We start from the raw sequence: 26,929 nt of genomic DNA on the forward strand, positions 1-26,929 counted from the left end.
AAAGCAGGTATGCCTGAAAGCGTGCGTATTGCCTGAAAACACAACCCGCTACGGGGGAGACTTACCCGAAATCTGATTTATTCAACAAAGCCGATGCGCTGCTGAAGCATATCGCCAGCAGGCTAAAACTTACCGGGGATCTCTGGCCTGCTTACCTTTCCGGCAGGGATACCACCCGGCGCGAGCATTTAACCGAACTGTACCGCTATCTTGGCGTAAAAGCGTTCACCGGCAAAATACAGCAGGACTGTATTACACACCTGCTGCCGATGGCGACGCGCACCGATAAAGGTATTCTCCTGGCCGAAGAACTGCTGGTCTGGCTCCGGAAGAACAACGTGATAATCCCCGCGATTGATGTCGTGGAGCGTACCTGTGCGGAGGCCATGGCTGGCGGCGATAAAATCGTATTTCAGACCCTGAATGCCCCGTTAACTCCGGCTCACAGGGATGCCCTTGATCGTTTACTTGAGTCCTCAGATAATCAGTTTTCCAGACTGACATGGCTTCTGCAACCGCCAGGTAAAATCAATGGTAAGAACGTGCTACAACACCTTGATCGGCTCAGTAGCATTGAATCGCTGGCGTTACCGGAAGGTATAGATCGTACCATTCACCAGAACCGGTTGCTGAAACTGGCGCGGGAAGGCCGGAAGATGAGTAGCCGGGATTTGACCCGATTTTCAGCAGCCCGGCGTCATGCGATCTTGGTGTGCGTGCTGGAAGAAGCCCGAGCCACACTGACAGATGAAGTGATTGAGCTGCATGAACGCATGCTGAACAGCCTGTTCAGCAAAGCCAAAAGAACACAGGCTGAGCGCCTTCAGCAGACCGGAAAGCTGATCCAGTCAAAACTGAGGCAGTACATCGATGTCGGCCAGGCACTGTCTGAAGCCCGTGATTCCGGTGGCGATCCATGGCTCGCAATAGAAAACATACTGCCATGGCCTGAATTTGTCGCCAGTCTGGAGGAAACACGCCATCTCGCCAGGAAAAATAATTTTGATCCGCTGCATATTATTACTGAGAAATACAGCACATTACGGAAATATGCCCCGCGCATGTTATCCGCTTTACAGTTAGTCGCCACCCCGGCAGCGCAACCTCTGGCTGATGCGCTGGTTGTGATCAAGGATATGTACCGGAAGCAGTCACGTAAAGTTCCGGCGACAGCGCCGCTTGAGTTTGTCCCTGAAAGCTGGCGCAAGGTGGTGATTACACCTGCGGGTGTTGACCGGCAGTACTATGAATTTTGTGCGCTCAGCGAGCTTAAGGGGGCATTGCGCTCCGGGGACATCTGGGTTAAAGGCTCACGCCGCTACAAAAACTTTGATGATTACCTCATTCCCGAAAAGGACTTTGACAAACTCACACCGGCGCTACCCCTGCCCGTATCTGCTGATTATCATGAGTACATTACCAGCCGTATGACCCTGCTTCAGTCCAGACTTGAAGAGGTCAATGCCATGGCTGCCCTTGGTGAGCTGCCCGATGTGGAAATATCTGACAGGGGAGTAAAAGTATCTCCGCTGGATAATTGCGTCCCGGTGCAGGTTTCACCGCTGGCAGAGCTGGTTTACAGCATGCTACCGCGTCCTAAAATCACGGAAATTCTCGATGAGGTAAACAGCTGGACGACGTTTACCCGACATTTTTCGCATATAAAAAATGACATTACCCGTCCCGATACCCGCCTGCTCCTCACCACCATCCTTGCGGATGGCATCAATCTTGGTCTGACCAAAATGGCGGAAGCCTGCCCCGGAAGCACCAAATCATCACTGGAAGATATCCAGGCATGGTAGGGGTCTGACGCTCAGTGGAACGAAAACTCACGTTAAGGGATTTTGGTCATGAGATTATCAAAAAGGATCTTCACCTAGATCCTTTTAAATTAAAAATGAAGTTTTAAATCAATCTAAAGTATATATGAGTAAACTTGGTCTGACAGTTACCAATGCTTAATCAGTGAGGCACCTATCTCAGCGATCTGTCTATTTCGTTCATCCATAGTTGCCTGACTCCCCGTCGTGTAGATAACTACGATACGGGAGGGCTTACCATCTGGCCCCAGTGCTGCAATGATACCGCGAGACCCACGCTCACCGGCTCCAGATTTATCAGCAATAAACCAGCCAGCCGGAAGGGCCGAGCGCAGAAGTGGTCCTGCAACTTTATCCGCCTCCATCCAGTCTATTAATTGTTGCCGGGAAGCTAGAGTAAGTAGTTCGCCAGTTAATAGTTTGCGCAACGTTGTTGCCATTGCTGCAGGCATCGTGGTGTCACGCTCGTCGTTTGGTATGGCTTCATTCAGCTCCGGTTCCCAACGATCAAGGCGAGTTACATGATCCCCCATGTTGTGCAAAAAAGCGGTTAGCTCCTTCGGTCCTCCGATCGTTGTCAGAAGTAAGTTGGCAGCAGTGTTATCACTCATGGTTATGGCAGCACTGCATAATTCTCTTACTGTCATGCCATCCGTAAGATGCTTTTCTGTGACTGGTGAGTACTCAACCAAGTCATTCTGAGAATAGTGTATGCGGCGACCGAGTTGCTCTTGCCCGGCGTCAACACGGGATAATACCGCACCACATAGCAGAACTTTAAAAGTGCTCATCATTGGAAAACGTTCTTCGGGGCGAAAACTCTCAAGGATCTTACCGCTGTTGAGATCCAGTTCGATGTAACCCACTCGTGCACCCAACTGATCTTCAGCATCTTTTACTTTCACCAGCGTTTCTGGGTGAGCAAAAACAGGAAGGCAAAATGCCGCAAAAAAGGGAATAAGGGCGACACGAAAATGTTGAATACTCATACTCTTCCTTTTTCAATATTATTGAAGCATTTACCAGGGTTATTGTATCATGAGCGGATACATATTTGAATGTATTTAGAAAAATAAACAAATAGGGGTTCCGCGCACATTTCCCCGAAAAGTGCCACCTGACGTCTAAGAAACCATTATTATCATGACATTAACCTATAAAAATAGGCGTATCACGAGGCCCTTTCGTCTTCAAGAATTTTATAAACCGTGGAGCGGGCAATACTGAGCTGATGAGCAATTTCCGTTGCACCAGTGCCCTTCTGATGAAGCGTCAGCACGACGTTCCTGTCCACGGTACGCCTGCGGCCAAATTTGATTCCTTTCAGCTTTGCTTCCTGTCGGCCCTCATTCGTGCGTTCTAGGATCCTCCGGCGTTCAGCCTGTGCCACAGCCGACAGGATGGTGACCACCATTTGCCCCATATCACCGTCGGTACTGATCCCGTCATCAATGAACCGGACTGCCACGCCCTGAGCGTCAAATTCCTTTATCAGTTGGATCATATCGGCAGTGTCGCGGCCAAGACGGTCGAGCTTCTTAACCAGAATGACATCACCTTCCTCCACCTTCATCCTCAGCAAATCCAGCCCTTCCCGGTCTGTTGAACTGCCGGATGCCTTATCGGTAAATATACGGTTTGCTTTCACACCTGCGTCTTTGAGTGCTCTGACCTGAAGATCAAGAGACTGCTGACTGGTTGAGACCCGAGCGTAACCAAAAAGTCGCATAAAAATGTACCTTAAATCGAATATCGGACAACTCATGTCTATTATTACAAATTTACGATTTAATAGACATATTAATGTAACAGTTTTACGATGTCCGATAATTTATAACATTTCGTACGGTTGGAAAAATGTTACTAAATGCCCGTCAGGCAGGGAGGCCGATATGCCCGTTGACTTTCTGACCACTGAGCAGACTGAAAGCTATGGCAGATTCACCGGTGAACCGGATGAGCTTCAGCTGGCACGATATTTTCACCTTGATGAAGCAGACAAGGAATTTATCGGAAAAAGCAGAGGTGATCACAACCGTCTGGGCATTGCCCTGCAAATTGGATGTGTCCGTTTTCTGGGCACCTTCCTCACCGATATGAATCATATTCCTTCCGGCGTCCGGCATTTTACCGCCAGACAGCTCGGGATTCGTGATATCACCGTTCTTGCAGAATACGGTCAGAGGGAAAATACCCGCCGTGAGCATGCAGCGCTGATACGTCAGCACTATCAGTATCGTGAATTTGCCTGGCCCTGGACATTTCGCCTTACCCGTCTTTTATATACCCGGAGCTGGATAAGCAACGAACGTCCTGGCCTGCTTTTCGATCTGGCGACAGGGTGGCTTATGCAACATCGTATTATTCTCCCCGGAGCCACTACGCTGACCCGGTTGATTTCAGAGGTAAGGGAAAAGGCGACGTTGCGCCTGTGGAACAAACTGGCACTGATACCGTCAGCCGAACAGCGTTCACAGCTGGAGATGCTGCTGGGGCCAACTGATTGCAGCCGCCTGTCTTTACTGGAATCACTGAAAAAGGGCCCTGTGACCATCAGTGGTCCGGCGTTTAATGAAGCAATTGAACGCTGGAAAACTCTGAACGATTTTGGCCTGCATGCTGAAAACCTGAGTACACTCCCGGCTGTGCGCCTGAAAAATCTCGCACGTTATGCTGGTATGACTTCGGTGTTCAATATTGCCAGGATGTCACCGCAGAAAAGGATGGCGGTTCTGGTTGCCTTTGTCCTTGCATGGGAAACGCTGGCGCTGGATGATGCATTGGACGTTCTGGACGCCATGCTGGCCGTTATCATCCGTGACGCCAGAAAGATTGGGCAGAAAAAACGGCTCCGCTCGCTGAAGGATCTGGATAAATCTGCATTGGCGCTCGCCAGCGCATGTTCGTACCTGCTGAAAGAAGAAACACCGGACGAATCGATTCGTGCTGAGGTGTTCAGCTACATCCCAAGGCAAAAGCTGGCTGAAATCATCACGCTTGTCCGTGAAATTGCCCGGCCCTCAGACGATAATTTTCATGAAGAAATGGTGGAGCAGTACGGGCGCGTTCGTCGTTTCCTGCCCCATCTGCTGAATACCGTTAAATTTTCATCCGCACCTGCCGGGGTTACCACTCTGAATGCCTGTGACTACCTCAGCCGGGAGTTCAGCTCACGGCGGCAGTTTTTTGACGACGCACCAACGGAAATTATCAGTCGGTCATGGAAACGGCTGGTGATTAACAAGGAAAAACATATCACCCGCAGGGGATACACGCTCTGCTTTCTCAGTAAACTGCAGGATAGTCTGAGGCGGAGGGATGTCTACGTTACCGGCAGTAACCGGTGGGGAGATCCTCGTGCAAGATTACTACAGGGTGCTGACTGGCAGGCAAACCGGATTAAGGTTTATCGTTCTTTGGGGCACCCGACAGACCCGCAGGAAGCAATAAAATCTCTGGGTCATCAGCTTGATAGTCGTTACAGACAGGTTGCTGCACGTCTTTGCGAAAATGAGGCTGTCGAACTCGATGTTTCTGGCCCGAAGCCCCGGTTGACAATTTCTCCCCTCGCCAGTCTTGATGAGCCGGACAGTCTGAAACGACTGAGCAAAATGATCAGTGATCTACTCCCTCCGGTGGATTTAACGGAGTTGCTGCTCGAAATTAACGCCCATACCGGATTTGCTGATGAGTTTTTCCATGCTAGTGAAGCCAGTGCCAGAGTTGATGATCTGCCCGTCAGCATCAGCGCCGTGCTGATGGCTGAAGCCTGCAATATCGGTCTGGAACCACTGATCAGATCAAATGTTCCTGCACTGACCCGACACCGGCTGAACTGGACAAAAGCGAACTATCTGCGGGCTGAAACTATCACCAGCGCTAATGCCAGACTGGTTGATTTTCAGGCAACGCTGCCACTGGCACAGATATGGGGTGGAGGAGAAGTGGCATCTGCAGATGGAATGCGCTTTGTTACGCCAGTCAGAACAATCAATGCCGGACCGAACCGCAAATACTTTGGTAATAACAGAGGGATCACCTGGTACAACTTTGTGTCCGATCAGTATTCCGGCTTTCATGGCATCGTTATACCGGGGACGCTGAGGGACTCTATCTTTGTGCTGGAAGGTCTTCTGGAACAGGAGACCGGGCTGAATCCAACCGAAATTATGACCGATACAGCAGGTGCCAGCGAACTTGTCTTTGGCCTTTTCTGGCTGCTGGGATACCAGTTTTCTCCACGCCTGGCTGATGCCGGTGCTTCGGTTTTCTGGCGAATGGACCATGATGCCGACTATGGCGTGCTGAATGATATTGCCAGAGGGCAATCAGATCCCCGAAAAATAGTCCTTCAGTGGGACGAAATGATCCGGACCGCTGGCTCCCTGAAGCTGGGCAAAGTACAGGTTTCAGTGCTGGTCCGTTCATTGCTGAAAAGTGAACGTCCTTCCGGACTGACTCAGGCAATCATTGAAGTGGGGCGCATCAACAAAACGCTGTATCTGCTTAATTATATTGATGATGAAGATTACCGCCGGCGCATTCTGACCCAGCTTAATCGGGGAGAAAGTCGCCATGCCGTTGCCAGAGCCATCTGTCACGGTCAAAAAGGTGAGATAAGAAAACGATATACCGACGGTCAGGAAGATCAACTGGGCACACTGGGGCTGGTCACTAACGCCGTCGTGTTATGGAACACTATTTATATGCAGGCAGCCCTGGATCATCTCCGGGCGCAGGGTGAAACACTGAATGATGAAGATATCGCACGCCTCTCCCCGCTTTGCCACGGACATATCAATATGCTCGGCCATTATTCCTTCACGCTGGCAGAACTGGTGACCAAAGGACATCTGAGACCATTAAAAGAGGCGTCAGAGGCAGAAAACGTTGCTTAACGTGAGTTTTCGTTCCACTGAGCGTCAGACCCCTGGTACATCCGCGACGAAACCTATTCAGCCGCCCTTGCAGAGCTGGTAAACGCGCAGGGGAAAAGACCACTTGCGGCATTCTGGGGAGACGGGACAACGTCATCATCAGACGGACAAAATTTCAGAACAGGCAGCTCAGGCCGCTACGCAGGGCAGGTTAACCCGAAATACGGGCAGGAGCCCGGACGTCAGTTTTATACCCATATTTCGGATCAATACAGCCCGTTTTATACCTGCATAATCAGTCGAGTCAGGGATTCAACCCATGTTCTCGATGGCTTGCTGTACCACGAAAGCGACCTGGAAATCAGGGAGCATTACACCGATACAGCGGGTTTCACCGATCATGTCTTTGCCCTGATGCATCTGCTGGGATTTGCGTTCTGTCCGCGAATCAGGGATCTCCACGACAAGAAGCTGTTTATCCAAGGGAAAGCAGACCGGTACCCGGCGCTTCAGTCACTGATATCAACGACCAGCCTGAATCTGAAAGAGATCGAAATTCACTGGCGTGAAGTGCTGCGTCTGGCGACCTCGATAAAGCAGGGAACCGTGACAGCATCTCTGATGCTGAAAAAGCTGGCCAGCTACCCCAAGCAAAACGGACTTGCCAAAGCACTGAGAGAAATTGGCCGCATTGAGCGAACGCTGTTTATGCTCGACTGGTTCCGCGATCCTACACTGCGTCGGCGAGTACAGGCGGGGCTGAATAAAGGAGAAGCCCGTAACGCGCTGGCGCGGGCGGTATTCCTGCACCGGCTGGGTGAAATCAGGGACCGAAAACCGGAAAATCAGAGTTATCGCGCCAGTGGGCTTACGCTGCTGACGGCTGCTATCTCACTGTGGAATACCGTCTATATGGAAAGGGCGATCGATGCCCTGAAGCGTAAAGGGGTGAAGATCAACGAGCAACTGCTGTCACATTTGTCGCCGTTAGGCTGGGAGCACATTAATCTGACAGGGGATTATATCTGGAAAAGCAACAGGATACCGGCTTCCGGTAAGTTTCGTCGGTTGAGACCCGCTAAAGTCGAAAGGTCAAAAAATAGCCTTAACGAATGGAAGGGACTTCCCCTGGATATGCGCCTGATTAACTCTTGTGCAATCATGGGGTAAACATAGCCCCGGAGGGATTCGTTATGACCATCACGACTGTCGGTATCGATCTTGCTAAAAATGTGTTCGCTGTTCACTGCGTTGACCAACACGGTAAAACTGTTCTGGTTAAACCCAAAGTATCGCGTGCTGCCCTTCCTGAGCTGATTGCCAGTTTACCTCCCTGTGTTATCGGGATGGAGGCATGCTCCGGGGCTCACTACTGGGCAAGGTTGTTTCGGCAATATGGTCATGAACCACGGCTGATGGCTGCTAAATTTGTATCTCCTTACCGCATGGCCGGTAAATCAGGCAAAAATGATGCAGCTGATGCTCAGGCTATCTGTGAAGCAGTTCGTCGCCCGCATATGCGGTTTGTACCAGTGAAGGATGAGAGCCAGCAGGCGATGCAATGCCTACACCGTATCAGACAGGGTTTTATCGAAGAGAAAACAGCAACATATAACCGATTGAGAGGTTTGATATCGGAATTCGGTGTCATCGCCCCACAAAGTACAGATGCCCTGCGTCACATGGTTTCTGAGCAGAAGAGTTCTTTGCCACTTCAGGTTCAACAATGTGTTAATGACCTGCTGGAACACATTGATCGTATTGAAGATAATATTACTGAATATGACCGGATTTTGTCCCGCATGGCAAAAACAGATCACCGCAGCCAGCGATTGATGGAACTGAAAGGGATTGGTCCCACAACGGCCTGTGCGCTGGTCGCCAGTATCGGTAATGCACACGATTTTAAAAATGGGCGACAACTGGCAGCCTGGCTGGGACTAACGCCATCGCAGTACAGCAGTGGTGGGAAATCAAAGCTTGGCAGGATAACTAAAGCTGGCGATTCGTATCTGCGAACGCTACTGGTTCAGGGGGCTCGTTCGGTTCTGATTGGTGCCGAGAAAAGGACTGATTTATTCAGTCGTTGGGTCTGTTCACTGGTCGATCGCAGAGGATACTGGCGTGCCGTTGTAGCCATCGCCGCCAAAAACGCAAGGCTGTGCTGGGCATCATTGCATTACGGTGATGATTTCAGGCTGTACTCAGCCAGCTAAAGCACGAAACAAAATAACCATCTGACCTGCAATTCGTTGATGATAAAGGGTTAGACCCCGTGAGGCCTATCTGGCTATTGTACAGGATATACGTATCCGCTTAACGAACAAGAACCTCACGCGCGTCTTTCATCAGGGTCCGAATCGATGACGATTCATCATGGCCGTTTATAGTACCGCAGTCTCTCCCCTTTATTTTTACTGAAGAGCAGACAGAAACCATAAACACCGGCGTTGACACGCCGGGGAAGCCCTTATAGTACAATAATTTTCGATATCCAAACTGACCCCTGACTGGTATTAAACATAGTTCCAAGACTACCTCTTATTTTAAGAGAGTCGAAGTGTCTGGTGATCTATGGGGCCAGTCTAGCCCTCTTCCAAGTGTAGGGAGATATAGTCAAAGTTTGCTTCTCCGCCGATGAGTCCGCCCTGCGTCGGATAGTCCGATTTTTTACCGGCGAAGCACGGCTCTCCTAACCCTATCTAAAGCGAATAACTTTTTTCAACAGGGCCGCGTGCCAATGCAAGAGCGATAGGCGCTCTACGCGCCAATTTGACCACTTAAAACAGGTAAATTGAGGGGTTGTAATGTGTTGATGTAACAGGCTTTTATTTTAATGTCTTGGCATATGTATAATGGTAGTCTAGCCCTCCTTTCAACAAGGAGTACTCATGGAAACCTACAATCATACATATCGGCACCACAACTTTTCACATAAAGACTTAAGTGATCTCACCTTCACCGCTTGCACATTCATTCGCAGCGACTTTCGACGTGCTAACTTGCGTGATACGACATTCGTCAACTGCAAGTTCATTGAACAGGGTGATATCGAAGGCTGCCACTTTGATGTCGCAGATCTTCGTGATGCAAGTTTCCAACAATGCCAACTTGCGATGGCAAACTTCAGTAATGCCAATTGCTACGGTATAGAGTTCCGTGCGTGTGATTTAAAAGGTGCCAACTTTTCCCGAACAAACTTTGCCCATCAAGTGAGTAATCGTATGTACTTTTGCTCAGCATTTATTTCTGGATGTAATCTTTCCTATGCCAATATGGAGAGGGTTTGTTTAGAAAAATGTGAGTTGTTTGAAAATCGCTGGATAGGAACGAACCTAGCGGGTGCATCACTGAAAGAGTCAGACTTAAGTCGAGGTGTTTTTTCCGAAGATGTCTGGGGGCAATTTAGCCTACAGGGTGCCAATTTATGCCACGCCGAACTCGACGGTTTAGATCCCCGCAAAGTCGATACATCAGGTATCAAAATTGCAGCCTGGCAGCAAGAACTGATTCTCGAAGCACTGGGTATTGTTGTTTATCCTGACTAATTGCTTTGATGTGTGATTTTAAACGCTCAAATTTATAAAACGAATAATATTGTCAACCTTGCAATAATAGACATAGGGACAACCATGTATAAATTTTTACCCTCAGGCGTCTTCACAATAGAGCCATATAGCAGTGGGTCACTTAGTGGGCTTAATTTTTCCATTAAAGATAATATTAATATTGCTCAGTATAAAACATCATATGGTAGCCCATCTTGGCAAGTAAACATAAGGCTGCCATTTATAAGGCACTGTTGCAAAAATGTGGAGGTGATAGGGGTACTACGCCGGAACCCCAGATTTTTCCGTCCGTTCAAATTATCCACGGTTGAGCAGCTTGATCCCGTCCGCCCGCAGTTGACCAACAGGGGAAATATGCCTGTACAAAGTTTGCCGGGTTATCCCAAGTTCCTGGCATAGCGTACTGACCTTTGTTTCTGATTGTCCCATTGATGCCATTGCCAGTCGCAGTTTGACTGGCGTCATTTTATAAGGTCGGCCGCCGTTCCGCCCACGGGCTCTTGCTGATGCCAGACCTGCAGTCGTTCTTTCAGCAATCAGTTCGCGCTCAAACTCCGCCAGTGCGGCAAAGATACCGAAGACAAGCTTGCCAGCGGCCGTTGTTGTGTCGATAGTCGCCCCGTGACCGGTCAGCACTTTCAGACCGGTCCCCCTCGCGGTCAGGTCGTGCACTGTATTAATGAGATGACGAAGATCACGACCGAGGCGGTCCAGCTTCCATACGACCGAGAGCATAAAAAATATTGGGGCAGCGTGAGCTATGCTGCCATCGCTGGTCCCTTCCCGTCACTTTGAAAACCCGGATACCAGCAGACAAATTTATCCTGCAGTTCGTTATTCAAAACGGCGGTCCGGATCTGTAACAAATAATGAGCCCCTTTTCTGCTCCACTGCATCTGCTGCTTTTTGGCCATTCGTCTGGCGATCACTTCATTGATCGTGGATTCCACAAACGCGGTTGATACCGGCTCTCCGTACCGACGCATTTCGCCGTAGTTTGGGATCATCATCTTATTATTCCGGATGTAGGTATACATTTCATCCAGATGTTTTTGCAGGGATTTCAGGCTAGGATAGCTGAGTTCAGGGTCATCGCAATACATAACGCAATTATCAATATGTTCCAGCGCAGCGACAACATTGCCATGCCAGAGATATCGTTTAATGCTTTCCAGCAGTGCCAGAACTTTACTCCCCGCCTCTGGATCTGATACCAGCAGTCCCCGGGCATATTGCATGAGCACCTTCAGCCTCATGGTGATATGAAACCAGTCCAGCACATGCGTTGACTCAGGGTACATACCGAACTGGAGGTCCCTGAGATTATCCGCGCCGTCGGACAGAAAAAATATCTGCTGGTTGGCCTGCATTCCCTGCGCTGAAAGGTGGGTCATGAGCCTGCGTTCCGGATGACAGTCATCCTTCTGAACAAAACCGAAGCGGCGGGTGTCAGCAGGCGCACCAACGGAAAAAGACTTCCCGGCAATAATTTCAAAATTACGCTTTTTGTCATCCCGATCGCGAACATAACCACCATCTATACCCACCACAAGCGGTTTTCCTGGCCTGGGCAGGTTCCCCCAGTCGCGGGGGCAGCCGGAAAGAAAACCTGAATGAGCTTCAGCCTCAGCGTCAAGACGCTGCGCCACCTGGCATAAATGATTCCTCACCGTTGAGGCATTCAGGCTGTGGCCCACCGGCAGAATATCTTTCAGCAGACGAGTCGTCATTTCATAGGAGATCATCGAGGCCCAGCGGGTTTCAATATATTTCAGTGCCGGGTGAGAATAATCGCCGGCCCAGTCGCTGAGCAAACTGACTGTCTTTGTATCACTCTCTTCACAACGGCACCGGTACACCCGAAGCCCGGATACCGGAATAACGCCAAACAGCGTCCGGTACCGTATTTTCTGTTTGCCTTTGATTCTGCGCGCAGCAAGGCAGTGAGGGCACCGGATATGGTGTTGAGTATATTCGTCTGCCTGCAGCTGGACCACCGACTGCTGGACCGTATTCAGCAACAGCTTGGATTCTGACACCGATAATCCGATGTCGTTCCGGGTCTCCCCTGATTTCTGGATTGTCATCAGTTCCTCCGTTCGACTGGAGCCTGATTCATCGGTGATGACTATCTGGAGCGTCAGTTGCATCATTGCCTCCTGCTGTGGTGGATGACTATCTCCCGGCTACTGGTTGTTCATCTGGTGACGAAGCTTATAATATGTGGAAACGCCAAGGCCCGCATGGTCGCAGGCGATCCTGAGCCTGACCCCTCTGCTTCTGAGTGCGTCAATTTCCTGGATCTTTTTGATATCGGCGCCGGGGCGCCCTGTTTTTTCACCCCGTGCTTTTTTCGCGGCGATGCCGTCGGCCTGCCTTTCCTTCAGTAAGGCTCGTTCAAACTGGCTGAATGCCGACATCATGTGCAGCTGCAGTTCCTGCATCGGATTGTTTGTGCCGGCGCTGAACGTCAGCTGCTCTTTCAGAAAAATAAGGGTAACGCCCTGGTCACGAAGCCGGGTGGTGACAGCGCACATATCCGACATATTCCGGCAAAGGCGATCGATGGAATGAACCAGAAGCGTATCACCAGGGCGTAATTGCCCCAGGAGTTCCTGTAACCCCGGGCGGTTTGTGTCCTTCGCGCTGGCATGCTCAACACAAATTTTATCAGGCTGAAAACCCGCCTTTGACAATGCCTCTTCCTGACGGGCCGTATTCTGATCGGCCGAGCTTACCCTGATGTAGGCATATTGCACGCAAAACCTCCGGAAGGTCTTTAAACATCATAGAGATTTAAAGAATAATCCATAAACACTGATTTAGGGAGGTTTATAGACATTTTTTCGGGGATCTGAGAGGCATGCTGAAAACGTATACCTTTATAGACATCAGTCAGCGACGACGGCCCAGCCAGATAACTTCAGGCTCCAGTACCGGAGATGCAAGGTCGAGCCTGCTCAGTTGCCGGTTGATTTTGTGGCGGTTGAACCTGACAGCATCCAGGTCGTCAGCAAAAGGGCGGATCTCGCCGACCGTTGTTTCATCATCCGCATTAACGATAGCTTCAAGAAACGCCAGGGTTTTATCGAACTCATCCGCAGCTGTGGCTCCGGGCATACCATGGCCGCTTATACAAAACGGCGCTTTCAGCGTAGAGTTTTCATAAATGGCCTCAACACGAATGTCATGAAGCCAGTGCTCAAAGAAATTGTATTCATAGGTAAAGCGATCGCCAGCATCAAAAGCAAAATCATCAATCACGACCCGGAACGGATTATCGACAAAACCGATGCCTCCTTCGTAGGAGATACCGTAATCTTTGCCATAAATGTGAAATTGATGGAGATGGTCGTCCCCCCAGCCCTGCACTATCTGGAAAATGAAGTGAAGCGCGGCCAGTGACGTGTCGGCAGCAATTCTCAGCCGACGCCAGACCATCGGACTGACTCCATGAACTGCTATTTTGATGACGTAGATCTTCATAGTCAGCAGGTATTGTTATGAAATGATGGTGGTTATTTTAACCCCTGTAGATGGCATCATTCGATGGCTGCCCCGAGGTTTTTCATGCTCTCCCTGTACCGCGTTTTCCTGTTGAGACAACACCTACCCGGCGAAAACTAAAACCGGGTAGGATGTCATCAGTACAGGGCAATGACAGGTTTTTTGATGCCGCAGGCGTGAGCGTAGCGGGTCAGAGTGTCGATGCTGGCTTTGGTGATGTTGTTTTCCAGGCGGGAAATAACCGGAGGTGTAACCCCCATGCGTTCAGCAACCTGCGCTTTTGTCAGGTTGTCATGTTTACGCCATTCCGCAAGTAGCTCTCTGAGCTTCTCCTTGCGTTCTTCTTCCTGCCATGCAGCGCGATATTCGTCGTCCTGCATCCACTCGTTATGCAGTTCTTTATGGCTTACCAGTTTCATTAAGTACCTCCGCTAACCGCTTTTTGGCGAGATCGATTTCTTTCGCTGGCGTTTTCTGTGACTTCTTGATGAAAACCCGGAGCATGATGATGGTATTGCCTTTGTGGTATACCCAGATGCCCCTGGCTATGTCCGTCCCCATCGTGCGGATCTCAAAAAGTCCATCGCCCAGGGGCTTCGTGTCCGGCTCCCGCAGTAATCGGGCATCATACTCCAGTTTGCCGATGAGACGGTCAAACTTCACCCTGATTTTTACGGGTAATGCTGTGGCTTCTTCCCTGGCTTCCGGGTGATAAACAACGCTAAACATGTGACCTCCCATTTCCATTAATATTAACCTATAGGCTAATGTTAGGCAAGGTGAAAATTAACCTGTAAGCTAATTTTTAGGGAGGGGTATGCGACCAGCTATGACACGGACCCAGCATTGACAAAAGGCTCTAAAATTGTATTTTTTAACTTTTACGTTCCTTTTTACATCAGTGCCTTAACATTTTTTCTATGTACTGAACGAAGGGATAATTTTGAGACAAGGATACAATTATATGAAAGTGAATTATCTGGCACCGTTATTATGTATTGGCGTGTTGGCGCTGACCGGTTGTAACGATCCAAAGAAACCCTCCGAAAGTAATTTCAAAGAAGCCGCACAGCAGTATCTGGATACTGTATACCCGGCATGTTATATCAAAGCTAATTTCCCTTACAAAACAGATGGTTTCAACATTAACAACATGCCAGAAATATTGCATGCAATGGCAGAAAAAGGGTTGTTAACTGAAACAGAATTATCGCGTAAACATATTGATGCCACATGGGGGATTAAAGAACGAGATATAGTCGTTAACAGTTATGACCTGACGGAAGAAGGGAAAAAATACTACAAGCAAGATGCGGCTAAAAATATGCGAGGTGAGAATCTTGGTGGATTCTGCTTTGGAAAAGCAACAGTAACAGACGTCAGTAATTTCACTGAACCATCTGATGCAATGGGGCAGAAAATTTCCCGAGTGACTTTTACATATAAAGTTAGTGATATACCTGACTGGGCAAAATCACCTGAGATTCTGAATGCCGACCGTCAGATAAAAAAAGACGTAAACTCAGAACATGATGGTGTGAAAGTGACCAATGTTTTCCTCCTGACTAATAACGGATGGATACATCAAAAGTTATTTGGTAAATGATTAACCCTAAGTGATAGGGCGTGTTTTGAGATAGTTAGCGAAGATGAGGCACTTGCGGTTATCTGGCCGTGAGTGCCTGGACGGTACGTTCACCTCTGAAAAAACAGGCCTGCCGCTCTGACGAGGCCTGTTTTAATTCTCAGATATAAACTGTCCAGAAAATGGCGATGGCAGTAAAGAAAATCGCCATTTTAAACGATGCTCTGGTTTTCCTTTCCTCCGCAGAAATCATCGCGTGGAGTGCTTCTTTTTTATCATGTATGGTTAAACTGCCAGGCAGTTCAGGCCACCTTTTCTGTAACTGCATGGTTTCCAGTTTCTTCAGTGAGGACTGATTATAAACCCCGTACGCCCACAGCAGTAATGCCAGTCCCGGCGGCGTGAGCTTAATGAATAAATTAAAAATATCAGTTTCTTGGGTCATCTGATTTCCTTTGTCTTCGTCAGGCAGTACAGGACTCTATAATAGAGGGATTCTGACGACGGACAACCATCCTACCGTGGTGCATAACCCTCTTCCGCCAGTGCTTTCATGAGCTGATTGATACCATCCATCATCAGGTATGCCTCAATATCAGACGTTGCCAGCCGGCGGCAGTCACTGAATCCCTGCCGCTTGACCAGCTGTGCGAGCGCCTGTGCTTCCCTGTGCGTCAGCTGCAGATTCACCTCAACGGGTTTTTCATGGCGTATTTCATCATTCATCGTCAGACTCCTGTTCTGTCGTACCGGTGTGGGTGGCGAGCCTGTAACGGGAACGTTGTTCGTCCATCCCGAAAGAGTAGCGCGTCAGCATCTCCAGGTCGTCCTTATCCATCAGACGTTGCTTCTCCTTCAGGTGCGCCATGACCCTATTGATAATCTCCCGATCGTCCGGCCAGAAATACCCGCCGTTGCGTTCCGGATTGCGCTTACCCAGCATTTCTTCGTGCCAGATATCCTCCCACCAGATGTTTTCCCGGCCGCAGCGTTTTGTGATCAGCAGCGGGTGACAGTCGTTCTCTTCAAATTCATACTTCAGCCGTCCCCGGGCGATATCGTAACTTTTCACGAACACATCGTTAATGGTATAGAAAATATACAGCTGCTCGAGCATGGCGAAAAAATCGCACAGATCGTGAAAACCGGTATTGCCGACGTGTTCGCTCAGGTGGAGGTTAGTCCAGAAGATCTCCGCCTGCAGGCTGTTGCGGAACTCACGCAGGATGAGAATACTCCCCTCCGGGGAGTCTTCGCGGATGAGGCTGATCTTATAGACCGGATTGCCGGCGGCGTCTGGCGTCAGCAGGGCGCGCGCATCGTCATACGCGCTGCCGTGGCCGTTAAGGCGTCGCTGCGAACCGAACGCGAACGGGCGTCCCTCGCCGAATTTCAGCCAGCGTGCGGAACAGCCCAGGTAAGTGGCCAGACGGTCGGCCTGCTCAAAATCCGGGACGTCGTGGCCGGAAAACCAGTTCATCACCGCCAGTGGGTTGGCCTCACCGAGGCGCTCCGCCAGGGCGGCCGCGTCCATCGGCGGCTGGTAATTGGGGCCGGGGCGGGAGGCCGCTTCGTTGACCAGGGGTAACAGGTGCCTGAGGCGGGCGCTCAGCTCCCGGCGGTAACGATCGGCGCCGGTAAGAGCTGCTTCACGCTGCACGGACTGTGCGATCACAAAACGGGCGTGCGCCTCGGTGCTGCGCTCCTGGCGGGCGGCTTCCTGCTCAAACTGCCTGTAGATTTCATCTGGGATGTTGCGGACGTTCAGACGCTGCATGGCGTTCTCCTGGCTGACTGATTTTCAGTCACTATGCCTGTCAGAATGCAATGAGTCAATATGTGATCGTTTGGTGTTTTTTGGTGTCTTCATATGGTGATCATTTTGATGTCATCTTTATCAGGGAGTGTCGTTTTGCGGTCCGTTGCGGTTTAGCGGTATTCTCCGCAGCGCCGCCACTTATCCACCGTTTCTGTGGATAACGCTATATGTAGTGGCTCCGTCAGCTGAGAACGGCACAAGATATGGTGTCCGCGCCGGCAGCCGCGCGGCCGCTCCCCTGCCTTCCTTCCCCTGTTGATTTCGCTTTTCACGGTATTTACGTTTTTTCCGCAATTGTGGCACCGGCCAAAAGGTATTTTCCGGTGGTTGCGGGCGTAAAAGTCACAGGGTGAAAAAATAAGGGGGCAAATTATCAGCCGGCCTGATGTGTGAAGCCCGGCAGGGTTATACAGGGCAGGTGAAAAGGGACAGGGAGAAGCATCATGAAGACGCCAGGCATGCTGTTTGTGCTGCAGCTGTGCGCCGGGTTCCTGACGGGCCGTGATATCAGACAGGAAGTGCGCGTGAAAAAGACGACGAGTCCATTTTGCCCTTCAGTGCCTGTTTAACCGCCTCAAATGCTTCCTGATGTTTGATATCCATCGCGTCTCCTGTTGTGTTTACGGCGGATTTAGTGTTTTAATATGCATTAAAATGTTCAAATATGAACATTTTCAGACTGTAAACACAGGCGGAATATAACAAACTAATCCACCCGTACAGAGCATGGGAGTGCGGCGAATTGACCGGATTTGACTTGATCCTTTGGCGACGGGGCCTGAACTGGACCCAGGAACGCGCCGCGGCAGAGCTCGGCATCAGCCGTACCAGCCTGGTAAAATATGAGGACGGTGAGGCTGTGCCCCGGACGATACAACTTGCCACCGCTGCACTCACGCTGAAAGCGGAATGGCCAACAATGAAGACCATGAGCAAAGACAGGCTGCTGCGGCAGCTGAAGAACGAAGTGCTGAGGCTCAGTAATGAATGAGTCCATCCCTGTTATCGGCTCTTTTATCCCGTATCCGGGATCCCGGCTGCCGGCAGAAATGGTTCATCCTCAACAGGAGATTATATGAAACTAAAAGGATACGTCACCGCTCTGCCGGTGCTGCTGCTGACAGGGTGCGCTGTGCTACCCGGACAACCCACCGATTATGGGCGCTTCTGTAACGTATCAGGCATCGCCAGCCACGGTGAAACCTACCGTGTCAGTGACAGCCAGGATTTCTGGTTAACCCCGAACGGCCGCTATCTCAGCCAGGCTGAGTACAGCAGCCCGGCAGATACGCTTCAGAAACTGACGGGTGTGGTCAGTGGTGAAGATCCTGACCAGGCGCGGAAGAAGGCTGTCAGGGTACGGGTGTTCCGAGTCGAAAGTGAGAGCGCGAGTAAAGGTGCGTGCCTGCCCGTGCGTTATGACGACAACAACGCACGGCGGAAAATGGATTCGCTGACTAACGGCCGGCGTATGAAGGTGTACAGTGAAGATGCTGGTCAGTCCGGCCAGCAGATTTACGATAACAGTCGCGGTGCCGGCTTCAGTTACAGGTTACTATGAGCCGGTTTCGGCAAAAAACACTTTAAAATTCAGCCTCCTGCCGGCTGATTACCGGATTTTAAAAAATTGAACACTTTTCCCCTGCAAATTCCTCAGAATTCACGTAGCGACGCCATCGAGACCGGGCGCGTGGCATACGTCTACTTCGATTATGCCGATGCACTGGCGCTGCGGGAGATGGCCAGCCAGGCTGATTTACCCAAATACCTGCTGGCCCCGGAGGTGTCGTTATTTCTGCGATATGTGCCTGACCTGCGCCAGCAGGTCCTTTTCGACACCCTCTGGAACACGGGCGCACGCATTAATGAGGCGCTGGCGCTGACCGGCGCCAGCTTTCAGCTTGACGGTTCCCGGCCGTTTGTCCGGCTGAAGACGCTTAAACAGCGTCAGCGCGGGCGTGGGAGACCCGGGAAGGATGAGGCGGTGTTCCGTATTGTTCCTCTGACCGATCCTCAATATGTCAGAAAGGTGCGTGAGTTTCTGACCACCCTGCGTATTGGCAAACAGCAGCTGCTCTGGCCGGTGCAGAGTGATAACACGCCGCGTAACTGGATCAGGAAAGCGCTGGACCTCGCAAAACGTGACTCTGTCACTTTTAGTATCCCCGTCACCTGCCACACGTTCCGGCACAGCTTCTGTATGCACCTGATCCAGCATGGGGTTCCTCTGAAAGTTGTGCAGGCCTACGCCGGGCATTCCCGGCTGGAAACCACTGAAACCTACACGCGCGTGTTTGCGCTCGATGTCGGGCGTCAGTATGGCGTCCGATTCAGCCTTCCTGACAGTCATTTAACACTTCCGGAATAATCCTCATTCCATCCTTATATTTCCATATAAATCTAAATTAATCCTTAATGTTTCTTTATCAGGCCGTTTGCAGGACGGTCTGGCCCTCGTTTGTTGGTTTTTGTTCGTTATTTTTCTGTATTTTTCTACATTAGTGCGTCTTTTTGTCTTTACACGCAAACCCGGATACGTAATAATCCATTTGAATGTTGTATTTTTCCTGATGGATACGGTTTTTTTCTAAATAATGTGAGGTTTGAAATGCGTATTTTTGTTGACGACGGTTCCACCAATATCAAACTGGCATGGGTGGCAGACGGTGAAGTGAAAACGTTGATCAGTCCGAACAGCTTTAAACCAGAATGGTCCATGACGCTGCTGACTGATTCAACGGGGCCGGCTTCCGCCAACTATGAAATTGACGGGGAAAAGTACAGCTTTGACCAGCTGAGCCCTGATGCCGTGCGCACCACGGAAACCCGCTATCAGTACAGTGATGTGAATGTAGTCGCTATCCACCACGCGCTGATGCAGTCCGGCATTGAACCGCAACCGGTTGACATTGTTGTGACGCTGCCGCTGGGCGAGTATCTGGATGAGAACGATCAGCCTGATATGGCCAAAATCGAGCGGAAAAAAGCGAACGTGAAACGCGCGGTGACCGTTCAGGGGCATGAGAGCTTTACCGTGCGTAAAGTCAGTGTGCTGCCAGAGTCGGTCCCTGCAGGCTTCAGTGTGCTGAAGGATCTGGACGATCTGGACTCCCTGCTGATTGTCGATATCGGTGGAACGACGCTGGATATCGCGCACGTTCGCAGCAAAATGTCCGGGTTCACCAAGACGCATTGCGATCCTAAAACCGGCGTATCCATCATCACCGAGGCCGTAAAACACGCACTGGATACCAGCGTGAGTACCCGTACCAGTTCATATTTTGCCGACCGTCTGATCCAGGCGCGAAATGACGATAGTTTTCTTTCCCGTTATCTTCAGAACGCTGACCAGCGGGCCCAGGTAATGAAGGTGCTGCACGAGCGTGAAAAAGCCCTGACGCACCGCGTCACCGATTCAGTTGGCCGCTTTGCCGGCTTCACACACGTCATGGTTGTCGGGGGCGGCGCCAGCCTGGTCGCCAGCGCAGTGAAGCAGGCCACGGGGGTGAGTGACGATCGCTTCTTCGTCAGCGATAACCCGCAGTTCGATCTGGTATTGGGCATGGTGGCAATGAAGGGCTGAGTATGACTGATAACCGTAAGTGCTCGTTTTATATCTATCCGGATCGCAATGCGGCGGACCGGGTAGCCGACGGATTTCTTGAGAAACTGCCTCAGAAAGAGCGCGGCCGCGCGATGCGCGCCATGATGCTCTGTGGTGCCGCGCTGATGAAACAGGACGAACGCCTACCGTTCCTGATCGCTGAATTTCTGACGGAAGGCACCTCGATGCAGGATATTCAGCGGATCATCAGCAGTACGCTGCCGCAGCAGGATACAGGAGAGATGGCGCGTCTGTTTGAGGCGTTTCTGCAGGCCACCGGCGGCGCCAGTAATACGTTACCGCCGACAGGCGGATCAAGGCCGGAAAACAGCCCTGCCGTGACTCCCGAACCGGCGGCACCGGAGGATAAGAATCTGGAAGAAACCCGTAAGAACGTCCAGCATCTGTTCCCGGATGATGACTAAGGTGAACTTCCGCGCCATCGCTGACAGCTCTAATGTGGAAAATGTGGTGCTGATCAGCGGTGTGCCTGCAGCAGCGGCAGACACTCTGCCGCCGGCAATTTAACTTGATTATATGGCTCATTCGCCGTATTGTTAAGGCTCATTTTTCGGTAGCGCCCCGCCTGGCGAAGGAGTAAAACCATGCAATCATTCCCCCTGTTCGTTTCCCGTGCTGTACCGGTGATCATCAGTGACCATTGCCTGCGGCAGCAGCGCAGCTCCCTGCACCACACGTCATGCCAGATTAACCTGAGTTCAGGAAGTCACCTGCGCTCATGGCCTTTCTGCACGCTATCCAGGCGGGAAATAAGCGACCGGCAACCGGCTAAGCCCCGCGGTTACTGGTTCAGTCACTGTGGCCGGGATGTCATGTTTACGGGGCATATCGATGAGGCAGATCCTATGAAACAGGTCTACTACAACGAAGGCTGGAGCGGTTCGAGCAAGTATACGTTTGAAGTTTATCAGCTGGAGAACGGGAGTTACCGGGCGCTGGTCCGCAAATGGAATGGCAAAATCAATAAGGTGCAGCAGGAAACACAGTACCTGTCTGACACGCGAGAGGGACTGAAACTCCAGGACTATCCCCGCACGCGCCAGGTGAAAATATTTCTGAATTCTGACTTCTGGGAGAAGGGTGATGATTAAGATGGTTAGCGTCGTTCCGCAGCCGGAAACGGTGAAGATGCTCCGGGGAAAAATGGGCATGACTGAAACCGCATTAGGGGCCGTCATGGGGTATGAACTGCGCGCCTGGCAGCGTAAGGAAGCCATCAGCGACGACCTCAGTCAGTACAACAAGACCAGTCTTCGGCCGGGCGAATATAACATGCTGATGCTGATCGCCGGCGTGCATCCTGATTACCGCCTGAACAGGACATTCAGCCCGGATGATATGGTTAAAGAGCCTGCCACGGCCGAAGACGTTCGCCGCCTGCGTCTGGCGCTGGGGCTGAAACACGCAGAAATTGCAGCGCTGTTTGGCTATAAGCCGGCGTCATGGCAGACCAAAGAGAAGGCCGCACAGCGTGGCGTGAAGCTCAAGACCGGGGAATTCAACTTCCTGTTACTGCTGGCCGGTGAGCATCCGTCACTGCAGCTGGTTGAAAAAGTGAAACAAGATCAGCTGCCGACCTGATAAAAGCCCGTTAATTCTGGTTTTTTTATAAAATACTGTATTTACATATAGGACAAAATGTCCTAATATATATTTGTGGCCGGGCAAGGTGCTCAGGTCCCCTACCGAGGGAAATATATGAAATTTTCAGCAGAAGAACTCAACATTATCCGCCAGGCGGATGCCATTATTGCCAGCAAAATTACCACCACGGATTTTATTACCGGTGCAGACGCCGCGCGTTCCTTGCTGCGGTTTCGTCTTGCTGCAGAACCACGCGAATCATTCTGCGCGTTCTTTCTCAACAGTCAGAATGGCGTGATCGCCTTTGAAGAACTGTTTCAGGGAACTATCAACAGTGTCACCGTTCATCCGCGTATCGTCCTGCAACGCGCCCTGCATCATAATGCCGCCGCCGTGGTACTGGCGCATAACCATCCTTCCGCTTTCACTGAACCCAGTCAGGCTGACAAGCTGATCACCGAGCGTCTGGCGCAGGTGCTGGGGATGGTTGACGTCAAAGTCCTCGATCACCTGATTGTGGGCGGCTGCGATATTTTCTCTTTTGCTGAACATGGTCTGATTTGACAACCGCGGCCGCACAGTGGTGCGGCCGGCTCTGGAGGCTTGCTATGGGCAATAAATATACCGTGCCACTGAACGTGGGCGCAATCCGCGAAAGCTGTTTCCGTCCCGCTGACAAATGGACCCCGCCGACGGGGGATGAACTCCGCTATTTGCTGGAAAATGTGCTCAACCTGAGTCAGGAGGGGCTTGCGCGACATGTTGGCGTTAACGGCAGAACGGTGCGCCGCTGGGTGAACGGAGAAAGCGACATCGCGTATTCCGTCTGGTGCATCCTTTGCATCGATGCCGGCTTACCGCCGATCTGGAAATAGCAGCGCAAAACACCGGCGCGAAAATGTGCTTCCTGAAGAGAAGCTGAAGGGCTTGTGCAACTGCGAACCGCAGTACCGAACATCGGTACTGGAATCCAGTGAGGGGCTGAGCCGCTATCTGGCCGGGGCTGAAAACTGAGAAGGTGGCCGCCTCCTGCAGGGGCTGTACGGGCATTAAACCTGTATTGCTCTGAAACGCGCTGTACGCCTCTCTGAGTGCTTCTTTAAAAAAGCTGCAACCTTCTCGCATTAATCGCTTTGACGTGTCCAGGCGCGCATTCAGCCCCATTCTGATTTGATTTCGGCCTGGTATTTGCCAGTGAGCCTACTTTAGATATCCGCAGAGCGTTTCCTTCCTGTTCATTTCAGGTCAGTTGCCGTCATTCCCTGGTGGCTCCACCGTTCCCTCAGCGGGTTCAGGCTATCGCGGGTGTCTGATGCCTGGACCTCTGCACCATGCCGGCAAAGTGCCGCCATCTGGATCTAAAAGCAATATTTACAGGGACAGGCGTCAAGGGAAAAACAAAGAAAAGTAATCATATAATGCTTGCTTTATATGGCTCATTAGACGTATAATAATCACATCGAAAGGCAATGAGGCTTTTCGCGGTAGCGCCCCGACTGGCGCAGGAGTAAAAAATTATGAGTAAAGCACTGACCCCTTCCCAGCTTAAAGCTGAACTGGACACGCAGAAAGATGCGCTGCTGAAGGCGTGCCTGTATGCCCTCAACGAAATCCCTAACCGCCGTTTAAGTGGTCCATATTCATCCACGTATGCGCTGGCCGCGCAGGTCAGTAAACTGCTCCAGAGCTGCAAATAATCATTGAAGGGCTGGCATTACCAGCCCTGTTCAACCCTTACGGTAGCGCCCCGCATGGCGCAGGAGTCTGAAATGTCATCTAAAAATACTCTCCCGTCAGTCGATCTGATGTACTGCCAGCATGGCGGTGAAGTGATCCCGTCCATTGCTATTGAGCGCATCATCTCGTTGCGGGATGAAGGTATCCGCGTCTATCTCGACGGCATAGACAAGCTGCGAAAAGCGCGCGATCTGATGCAGCAGGCCGGAGGCTGCCAGTACCTCTATGACTACGACAAAGCCGTAGAGAGCGCCATCAAATGGAGCGACACCACGCCAGATCAGGCCGAAACGGCTATTTCCCGCGTTATCGACGGAAAAATCTGGGATCGGCTGATGACGGAAACCGGTATGTATACGCTGATGAGCAACAAGCAACGTCAGGAATGGGATCGGCAGGTGGCAGGCAAAGAAATGCCGCCGATAACGCTGGATAACGTTATGAGTACGTTCCGGCACCTGAACGCAAGCAAGGCTGATACCTTCACGCAAGGGCTGATTGATATCTTTAAATCCCTGTCGTGGGATTATAAAACCAATAACCCCTGCATGTTTGGCAAGCGTATCATCATCGCGCCGTTGCTCGATGTCTGGCGCAGTGGCTGGGTGCGCTTCAGCTCAGACGGGCACACCAAAATTGACGATCTGGCGCGGCCGTTCTACGTGCTGGACGGGCGTAACGTGCCTGATTACCGCGTTTCTGACGGTGCCAGACTGGATGCCTTTTTCAGTGAAAACCAGTTCAACGGTAAGGTGTTCGAGTGTGATTACTTCAGCGTGCGATATTACAAAAAGGGCAGCGCCCACATTACGTTTAAACGCCCGGAGCTGGTTGAGAAGATCAATAATCTGGTTGCCAGTCACTATCCCGGAATGTTACCCCCTCGCGTGTAATGCAGACGGCAGGCCGCATTTGCGGCCTGAAATATAAACAGGGAAAGGAAGTATTCCCCGGCCTGAGAAAATCATGCCGGGCATGTATTTATTGCTTGAATAATATGGCTCATTAGACGTATAATGATCACATCGAAAGGCAATGAGGCTTTTCGCGGTACCGCCCCGACTGGCGCAGGAGTAATAAACATGGCTATTCAATCCCTTCAGTTCCGTAACGGCTCCGTTTCTCTTGGTGATGTTTTTGTTTCCAGCTGGGGTTATGAGCAGACAAATACCTGTTTTTATCAGGTGATCGCCCTGCGCGGTAAGAAAACCGCTGTACTGCGCCGCATCGCTGCGCAGCAGGTGAAAGCAGACAGTGCAATGTCTGGCGAGTTAAAGCCGGTATTGAACGACTTTAAAGGCGAACCCGTGACCCGTCGCATCTGTGAAAACCATGAGCATCCGTCTGTCAGCATTGACGAGTACGAACAGGCTTATAAGACCGATCCTAACGAAAGCCATTTTTACAGCACCTGGGGCTGACCGCCTGCCACGCCCCGCAAGGGGCGTATAGTCGAAGACTTATTCAACCAAAACGTGAATACTATGCGAAATAACAAGGCGCTCAGGACGCAGATACATGGCGGAAACAGTTTATCAGGCGCGGAGGCGTTTTTACCTTCTCCGTTTTCGGCGCAGTCGTAACCCGGACACACTGGAAAAAATGTACGAATCCATGCGGGATCGTGGACAGGTGCCGGAGGAGGACACCGCGGCTTTTGAGGCTGCCGCCGACCATCGCCGCGCAGAGCTGGCATCGGGACGCATCTGGGATAAGATCCCGCCGCATGTCTGGCAGTATGTAAAATAATCACAGCGCCCCCACGAGGGGCGTTTTTTTGCTTGCGCATATGGCTCATTAGACGTACAATGTTTTTACTGATTCAAATCAGTACCTTCCTAAATAGCCTTACAGGTGCATTATGACCTCTTCTGAAATCCTCCATAACCTCCCTCAGATTATCACGGCCGTGGCCGCCCTCATTACTGCCATTACCGGGCTGATTAAAGTCATGAAGGATAAGGGTAAGGACTGAACCGCCGCAGGGGGCGACAGCCCCCTGCATCCCTAACCGGCAGCGCCCCGACTGGCGCAGGAGTAAAAAAAAGTGACAACGCTGCATATTCAAGACATTCCCACTGATGGCGCGCCGCCTGTTTGTGCAGGCCGCTCAATCTCAGATGATGACCTTTGCGCCTCATGCCAGCATCTCGACTATCGCCCTGGGCACCTCAGCGCCTGCCTGCTGTCAGGTTGCGGGCGTGACGACTGGCCTTCAGAACTGGATGCAAACGGCTACAGCGTTGCCTGTAGCGGCTATGAGCGTGAAAAATCGCTTGATTAACATGGCTCATTAGACGTACAATAATTACATCGAAAGGCATCCGGTCTTTCGCGGCAGCGCCCCGTCTGGCGCAGGAGTTTTACAATGCACGGTAACGTAAATGAAATTTGCGCAAGGCTTCTCGACAGTTTTGATCCACAGCAGCGGATCAGCCTGCTGATCTGGACTGCTGAAGATGTCCATGACTGCACCAGTGATATGAACCTCACTGACGATGAGGCCGAAGCCGTTCTGGCAGAAATCGCGGAATGCAGTTCACACAGCCGTTATGGCGTCGGAAAAGATACCGTCTGGAGCCTGGCAAAGCAGGTGCGCGAAGATGCCGCCCGCGATCGAAAAATAGAGGTCAATGCCGAGGCGCTGCAAAAAGTCGTGGCGCTGGCGGCGCAGTTTATCCGGCTGGAAGAAATCCAGTCTGGTGAAGGAGCTGCACGCCGACTTTATCCGCAGGAGTCTGAGGCGCTGGAGTGCATCACGAAGGTGATTAACGGCTAATTCACGCAGTAACGCAGCGAACTT

The 26,929-nt window shown here is 51.1% G+C and carries 30 protein-coding genes and 3 pseudogenes; 22 read left to right on the top strand and 11 right to left on the bottom strand.

Going from position 1 to position 26,929, the window contains the following annotated elements:
- Positions 1-89: 89 nt before the first annotated feature.
- A pseudogene (locus ACOTZF_RS21935) lies at positions 90-1,802 on the top strand (Tn3 family transposase); the annotation flags it as partial.
- A gap of 149 nt (positions 1,803-1,951) precedes the next feature.
- Here the strand turns inward: ACOTZF_RS21935 and ACOTZF_RS21940 are convergent.
- Together ACOTZF_RS21940 and ACOTZF_RS21945 are read right to left on the bottom strand one after the other, a co-directional pair.
- Positions 1,952-2,812 (bottom strand): broad-spectrum class A beta-lactamase TEM-1, encoded by an 861-nt coding sequence (locus ACOTZF_RS21940; RefSeq protein WP_000027057.1) that lies wholly within the window; start codon positions 2,810-2,812, stop codon positions 1,952-1,954.
- Positions 2,813-2,994: 182 nt separating this feature from the next.
- Positions 2,995-3,552, bottom strand: coding sequence for a recombinase family protein (locus tag ACOTZF_RS21945; protein WP_001235713.1), 558 nt, complete (start codon positions 3,550-3,552; stop codon positions 2,995-2,997).
- A gap of 163 nt (positions 3,553-3,715) precedes the next feature.
- Here ACOTZF_RS21945 and ACOTZF_RS21950 point away from each other — a divergent pair, with 163 nt between their 5' ends.
- The 4 genes and pseudogenes from ACOTZF_RS21950 (at position 3,716) to ACOTZF_RS21965 (ending at position 10,248) form a co-directional block, all read left to right on the top strand.
- Positions 3,716-6,721: a Tn3-like element Tn3 family transposase gene (locus ACOTZF_RS21950; RefSeq protein WP_001143760.1), complete on the top strand. Its 3,006-nt coding sequence runs from the start codon at positions 3,716-3,718 to the stop codon at positions 6,719-6,721.
- Between the two features lie 33 nt (positions 6,722-6,754).
- Positions 6,755-7,870: pseudogene (locus tag ACOTZF_RS21955) on the top strand (Tn3 family transposase); the annotation flags it as partial.
- A 23-nt stretch (positions 7,871-7,893) separates the two neighbouring features.
- Complete coding sequence (locus ACOTZF_RS21960) at positions 7,894-8,916, top strand: IS110 family transposase (RefSeq protein WP_001572362.1); 1,023 nt, start codon at positions 7,894-7,896, stop codon at positions 8,914-8,916.
- 675 nt (positions 8,917-9,591) lie between these two features.
- Positions 9,592-10,248: a quinolone resistance pentapeptide repeat protein QnrS1 gene (locus ACOTZF_RS21965; RefSeq protein ID WP_001516695.1), complete on the top strand. Its 657-nt coding sequence runs from the start codon at positions 9,592-9,594 to the stop codon at positions 10,246-10,248.
- A 318-nt stretch (positions 10,249-10,566) separates the two neighbouring features.
- On the opposite strand, the pseudogene ACOTZF_RS21970 reads toward ACOTZF_RS21965, so the two are convergent.
- The 6 genes and pseudogenes from ACOTZF_RS21970 to ACOTZF_RS21995 form a co-directional block, all read right to left on the bottom strand.
- A pseudogene (locus ACOTZF_RS21970) lies at positions 10,567-10,995 on the bottom strand (recombinase family protein); the annotation flags it as partial.
- Between the two features lie 32 nt (positions 10,996-11,027).
- Positions 11,028-12,419 (bottom strand): ISKra4-like element ISKpn19 family transposase, encoded by a 1,392-nt coding sequence (locus tag ACOTZF_RS21975; protein ID WP_421636202.1) that lies wholly within the window; start codon positions 12,417-12,419, stop codon positions 11,028-11,030.
- Positions 12,420-12,455: 36 nt separating this feature from the next.
- Positions 12,456-13,028, bottom strand: a complete 573-nt coding sequence (locus ACOTZF_RS21980) for a recombinase family protein (RefSeq protein WP_001493762.1) — start codon at positions 13,026-13,028, stop codon at positions 12,456-12,458.
- A 136-nt stretch (positions 13,029-13,164) separates the two neighbouring features.
- Positions 13,165-13,755 (bottom strand): plasmid pRiA4b ORF-3 family protein, encoded by a 591-nt coding sequence (locus tag ACOTZF_RS21985; RefSeq protein ID WP_012477564.1) that lies wholly within the window; start codon positions 13,753-13,755, stop codon positions 13,165-13,167.
- A gap of 158 nt (positions 13,756-13,913) precedes the next feature.
- Positions 13,914-14,195, bottom strand: a complete 282-nt coding sequence (locus tag ACOTZF_RS21990; protein WP_000780222.1) for a helix-turn-helix domain-containing protein — start codon at positions 14,193-14,195, stop codon at positions 13,914-13,916.
- On the bottom strand, positions 14,176-14,505 hold the full coding sequence (locus ACOTZF_RS21995) for a type II toxin-antitoxin system RelE/ParE family toxin (RefSeq protein ID WP_000493286.1): 330 nt from the start codon (positions 14,503-14,505) through the stop codon (positions 14,176-14,178). Before ACOTZF_RS21995 ends, ACOTZF_RS21990 begins: the two co-directional genes overlap by 20 nt.
- Positions 14,506-14,740: 235 nt before the next feature.
- On the opposite strand from ACOTZF_RS21995, the gene ACOTZF_RS22000 reads away from it, so the two are divergent.
- Positions 14,741-15,382, top strand: a complete 642-nt coding sequence (locus ACOTZF_RS22000) for a hypothetical protein (RefSeq protein ID WP_032440552.1) — start codon at positions 14,741-14,743, stop codon at positions 15,380-15,382.
- 139 nt (positions 15,383-15,521) lie between these two features.
- Here the strand turns inward: ACOTZF_RS22000 and ACOTZF_RS22005 are convergent, their stop codons facing one another.
- From ACOTZF_RS22005 to ACOTZF_RS22015, 3 genes are all read right to left on the bottom strand, one after another.
- Positions 15,522-15,806, bottom strand: coding sequence for a hypothetical protein (locus ACOTZF_RS22005; RefSeq protein WP_015344981.1), 285 nt, complete (start codon positions 15,804-15,806; stop codon positions 15,522-15,524).
- A gap of 71 nt (positions 15,807-15,877) precedes the next feature.
- On the bottom strand, positions 15,878-16,087 hold the full coding sequence (locus tag ACOTZF_RS22010) for a DUF7706 family protein (protein ID WP_032440553.1): 210 nt from the start codon (positions 16,085-16,087) through the stop codon (positions 15,878-15,880).
- Entirely contained in the window at positions 16,080-17,138 is a 1,059-nt protein-coding gene (locus ACOTZF_RS22015; protein ID WP_032440554.1) for a FitA-like ribbon-helix-helix domain-containing protein, read from the bottom strand. Before ACOTZF_RS22015 ends, ACOTZF_RS22010 begins: the two co-directional genes overlap by 8 nt.
- Positions 17,139-17,623: 485 nt before the next feature.
- Here ACOTZF_RS22015 and ACOTZF_RS22020 point away from each other — a divergent pair, with 485 nt between their 5' ends.
- The 16 genes from ACOTZF_RS22020 to ACOTZF_RS22095 all read left to right on the top strand — a co-directional run bounded on the left by ACOTZF_RS22020 (position 17,624) and on the right by ACOTZF_RS22095 (position 26,905).
- A complete protein-coding gene (locus tag ACOTZF_RS22020; protein WP_264757017.1) occupies positions 17,624-17,749 on the top strand; it encodes a hypothetical protein in 126 nt (41 codons plus the stop codon).
- A 188-nt stretch (positions 17,750-17,937) separates the two neighbouring features.
- Complete coding sequence (locus ACOTZF_RS22025) at positions 17,938-18,171, top strand: helix-turn-helix domain-containing protein (RefSeq protein ID WP_159330271.1); 234 nt, start codon at positions 17,938-17,940, stop codon at positions 18,169-18,171.
- 84 nt (positions 18,172-18,255) lie between these two features.
- Complete coding sequence (locus ACOTZF_RS22030; protein ID WP_032440556.1) at positions 18,256-18,741, top strand: hypothetical protein; 486 nt, start codon at positions 18,256-18,258, stop codon at positions 18,739-18,741.
- Between the two features lie 66 nt (positions 18,742-18,807).
- Complete coding sequence (locus ACOTZF_RS22035) at positions 18,808-19,548, top strand: tyrosine-type recombinase/integrase (RefSeq protein WP_032440557.1); 741 nt, start codon at positions 18,808-18,810, stop codon at positions 19,546-19,548.
- 240 nt (positions 19,549-19,788) lie between these two features.
- A complete protein-coding gene (locus ACOTZF_RS22040) occupies positions 19,789-20,763 on the top strand; it encodes a plasmid segregation protein ParM (protein ID WP_032440558.1) in 975 nt (324 codons plus the stop codon).
- Positions 20,764-20,765: 2 nt separating this feature from the next.
- Positions 20,766-21,209: a plasmid partitioning/stability family protein gene (locus ACOTZF_RS22045; RefSeq protein WP_032440559.1), complete on the top strand. Its 444-nt coding sequence runs from the start codon at positions 20,766-20,768 to the stop codon at positions 21,207-21,209.
- A 180-nt stretch (positions 21,210-21,389) separates the two neighbouring features.
- Positions 21,390-21,896 (top strand): hypothetical protein, encoded by a 507-nt coding sequence (locus tag ACOTZF_RS22050; RefSeq protein WP_223174614.1) that lies wholly within the window; start codon positions 21,390-21,392, stop codon positions 21,894-21,896.
- Positions 21,889-22,386 (top strand): hypothetical protein, encoded by a 498-nt coding sequence (locus tag ACOTZF_RS22055; protein ID WP_032440560.1) that lies wholly within the window; start codon positions 21,889-21,891, stop codon positions 22,384-22,386. The genes ACOTZF_RS22050 and ACOTZF_RS22055 overlap by 8 nt, the downstream gene beginning before the upstream one ends.
- A 117-nt stretch (positions 22,387-22,503) precedes the next feature.
- Complete coding sequence (locus ACOTZF_RS22060; protein WP_032440561.1) at positions 22,504-22,953, top strand: JAB domain-containing protein; 450 nt, start codon at positions 22,504-22,506, stop codon at positions 22,951-22,953.
- Between the two features lie 44 nt (positions 22,954-22,997).
- Entirely contained in the window at positions 22,998-23,264 is a 267-nt protein-coding gene (locus ACOTZF_RS22065) for a helix-turn-helix domain-containing protein (RefSeq protein WP_023285835.1), read from the top strand.
- Positions 23,265-23,906: 642 nt separating this feature from the next.
- Positions 23,907-24,086: a hypothetical protein gene (locus tag ACOTZF_RS22070; protein WP_023285836.1), complete on the top strand. Its 180-nt coding sequence runs from the start codon at positions 23,907-23,909 to the stop codon at positions 24,084-24,086.
- A 72-nt stretch (positions 24,087-24,158) separates the two neighbouring features.
- The gene (locus tag ACOTZF_RS22075) at positions 24,159-25,019 is read left to right on the top strand and encodes a DUF4942 domain-containing protein (RefSeq protein WP_032440562.1); all 861 of its coding nucleotides are present in this window, start codon (positions 24,159-24,161) and stop codon (positions 25,017-25,019) included.
- 189 nt (positions 25,020-25,208) lie between these two features.
- Positions 25,209-25,547 (top strand): hypothetical protein, encoded by a 339-nt coding sequence (locus ACOTZF_RS22080; RefSeq protein ID WP_004187354.1) that lies wholly within the window; start codon positions 25,209-25,211, stop codon positions 25,545-25,547.
- Positions 25,548-25,644: 97 nt separating this feature from the next.
- Positions 25,645-25,875, top strand: coding sequence for an Hha/YmoA family nucleoid-associated regulatory protein (locus ACOTZF_RS22085; RefSeq protein ID WP_032440563.1), 231 nt, complete (start codon positions 25,645-25,647; stop codon positions 25,873-25,875).
- 298 nt (positions 25,876-26,173) lie between these two features.
- Positions 26,174-26,410, top strand: coding sequence for a hypothetical protein (locus ACOTZF_RS22090; RefSeq protein ID WP_086556679.1), 237 nt, complete (start codon positions 26,174-26,176; stop codon positions 26,408-26,410).
- Between the two features lie 84 nt (positions 26,411-26,494).
- Positions 26,495-26,905, top strand: a complete 411-nt coding sequence (locus ACOTZF_RS22095; RefSeq protein WP_004187342.1) for a DUF1380 family protein — start codon at positions 26,495-26,497, stop codon at positions 26,903-26,905.
- The last annotated feature ends 24 nt before the right edge of the window (positions 26,906-26,929 follow it).

The sequence above is a fragment of the Enterobacter cloacae complex sp. SHL021 genome (assembly GCF_049237765.1).
Taxonomy (GTDB): Bacteria; Pseudomonadota; Gammaproteobacteria; order Enterobacterales; family Enterobacteriaceae; genus Enterobacter; species Enterobacter cloacae.

Coding starts and splice junctions, on each gene's coding strand:
- ACOTZF_RS21940 (WP_000027057.1), bottom strand. CDS start 2,812: ATGAGTATTCAACATTTTCGTGTCGCCCTTATTCCCTTTTTTGCGGCA.
- ACOTZF_RS21945 (WP_001235713.1), bottom strand. CDS start 3,552: ATGCGACTTTTTGGTTACGCTCGGGTCTCAACCAGTCAGCAGTCTCTT.
- ACOTZF_RS21950 (WP_001143760.1), top strand. CDS start 3,716: ATGCCCGTTGACTTTCTGACCACTGAGCAGACTGAAAGCTATGGCAGA.
- ACOTZF_RS21960 (WP_001572362.1), top strand. CDS start 7,894: ATGACCATCACGACTGTCGGTATCGATCTTGCTAAAAATGTGTTCGCT.
- ACOTZF_RS21965 (WP_001516695.1), top strand. CDS start 9,592: ATGGAAACCTACAATCATACATATCGGCACCACAACTTTTCACATAAA.
- ACOTZF_RS21975 (WP_421636202.1), bottom strand. CDS start 12,419: ATGCAACTGACGCTCCAGATAGTCATCACCGATGAATCAGGCTCCAGT.
- ACOTZF_RS21985 (WP_012477564.1), bottom strand. CDS start 13,755: ATGAAGATCTACGTCATCAAAATAGCAGTTCATGGAGTCAGTCCGATG.
- ACOTZF_RS21990 (WP_000780222.1), bottom strand. CDS start 14,195: ATGAAACTGGTAAGCCATAAAGAACTGCATAACGAGTGGATGCAGGAC.
- ACOTZF_RS21995 (WP_000493286.1), bottom strand. CDS start 14,505: ATGTTTAGCGTTGTTTATCACCCGGAAGCCAGGGAAGAAGCCACAGCA.
- ACOTZF_RS22000 (WP_032440552.1), top strand. CDS start 14,741: ATGAAAGTGAATTATCTGGCACCGTTATTATGTATTGGCGTGTTGGCG.
- ACOTZF_RS22005 (WP_015344981.1), bottom strand. CDS start 15,806: ATGACCCAAGAAACTGATATTTTTAATTTATTCATTAAGCTCACGCCG.
- ACOTZF_RS22010 (WP_032440553.1), bottom strand. CDS start 16,087: ATGAATGATGAAATACGCCATGAAAAACCCGTTGAGGTGAATCTGCAG.
- ACOTZF_RS22015 (WP_032440554.1), bottom strand. CDS start 17,138: ATGCAGCGTCTGAACGTCCGCAACATCCCAGATGAAATCTACAGGCAG.
- ACOTZF_RS22020 (WP_264757017.1), top strand. CDS start 17,624: ATGAAGACGCCAGGCATGCTGTTTGTGCTGCAGCTGTGCGCCGGGTTC.
- ACOTZF_RS22030 (WP_032440556.1), top strand. CDS start 18,256: ATGAAACTAAAAGGATACGTCACCGCTCTGCCGGTGCTGCTGCTGACA.
- ACOTZF_RS22040 (WP_032440558.1), top strand. CDS start 19,789: ATGCGTATTTTTGTTGACGACGGTTCCACCAATATCAAACTGGCATGG.
- ACOTZF_RS22045 (WP_032440559.1), top strand. CDS start 20,766: ATGACTGATAACCGTAAGTGCTCGTTTTATATCTATCCGGATCGCAAT.
- ACOTZF_RS22050 (WP_223174614.1), top strand. CDS start 21,390: ATGCAATCATTCCCCCTGTTCGTTTCCCGTGCTGTACCGGTGATCATC.
- ACOTZF_RS22055 (WP_032440560.1), top strand. CDS start 21,889: ATGATTAAGATGGTTAGCGTCGTTCCGCAGCCGGAAACGGTGAAGATG.
- ACOTZF_RS22060 (WP_032440561.1), top strand. CDS start 22,504: ATGAAATTTTCAGCAGAAGAACTCAACATTATCCGCCAGGCGGATGCC.
- ACOTZF_RS22065 (WP_023285835.1), top strand. CDS start 22,998: ATGGGCAATAAATATACCGTGCCACTGAACGTGGGCGCAATCCGCGAA.
- ACOTZF_RS22070 (WP_023285836.1), top strand. CDS start 23,907: ATGAGTAAAGCACTGACCCCTTCCCAGCTTAAAGCTGAACTGGACACG.
- ACOTZF_RS22075 (WP_032440562.1), top strand. CDS start 24,159: ATGTCATCTAAAAATACTCTCCCGTCAGTCGATCTGATGTACTGCCAG.
- ACOTZF_RS22080 (WP_004187354.1), top strand. CDS start 25,209: ATGGCTATTCAATCCCTTCAGTTCCGTAACGGCTCCGTTTCTCTTGGT.
- ACOTZF_RS22085 (WP_032440563.1), top strand. CDS start 25,645: ATGGCGGAAACAGTTTATCAGGCGCGGAGGCGTTTTTACCTTCTCCGT.
- ACOTZF_RS22095 (WP_004187342.1), top strand. CDS start 26,495: ATGCACGGTAACGTAAATGAAATTTGCGCAAGGCTTCTCGACAGTTTT.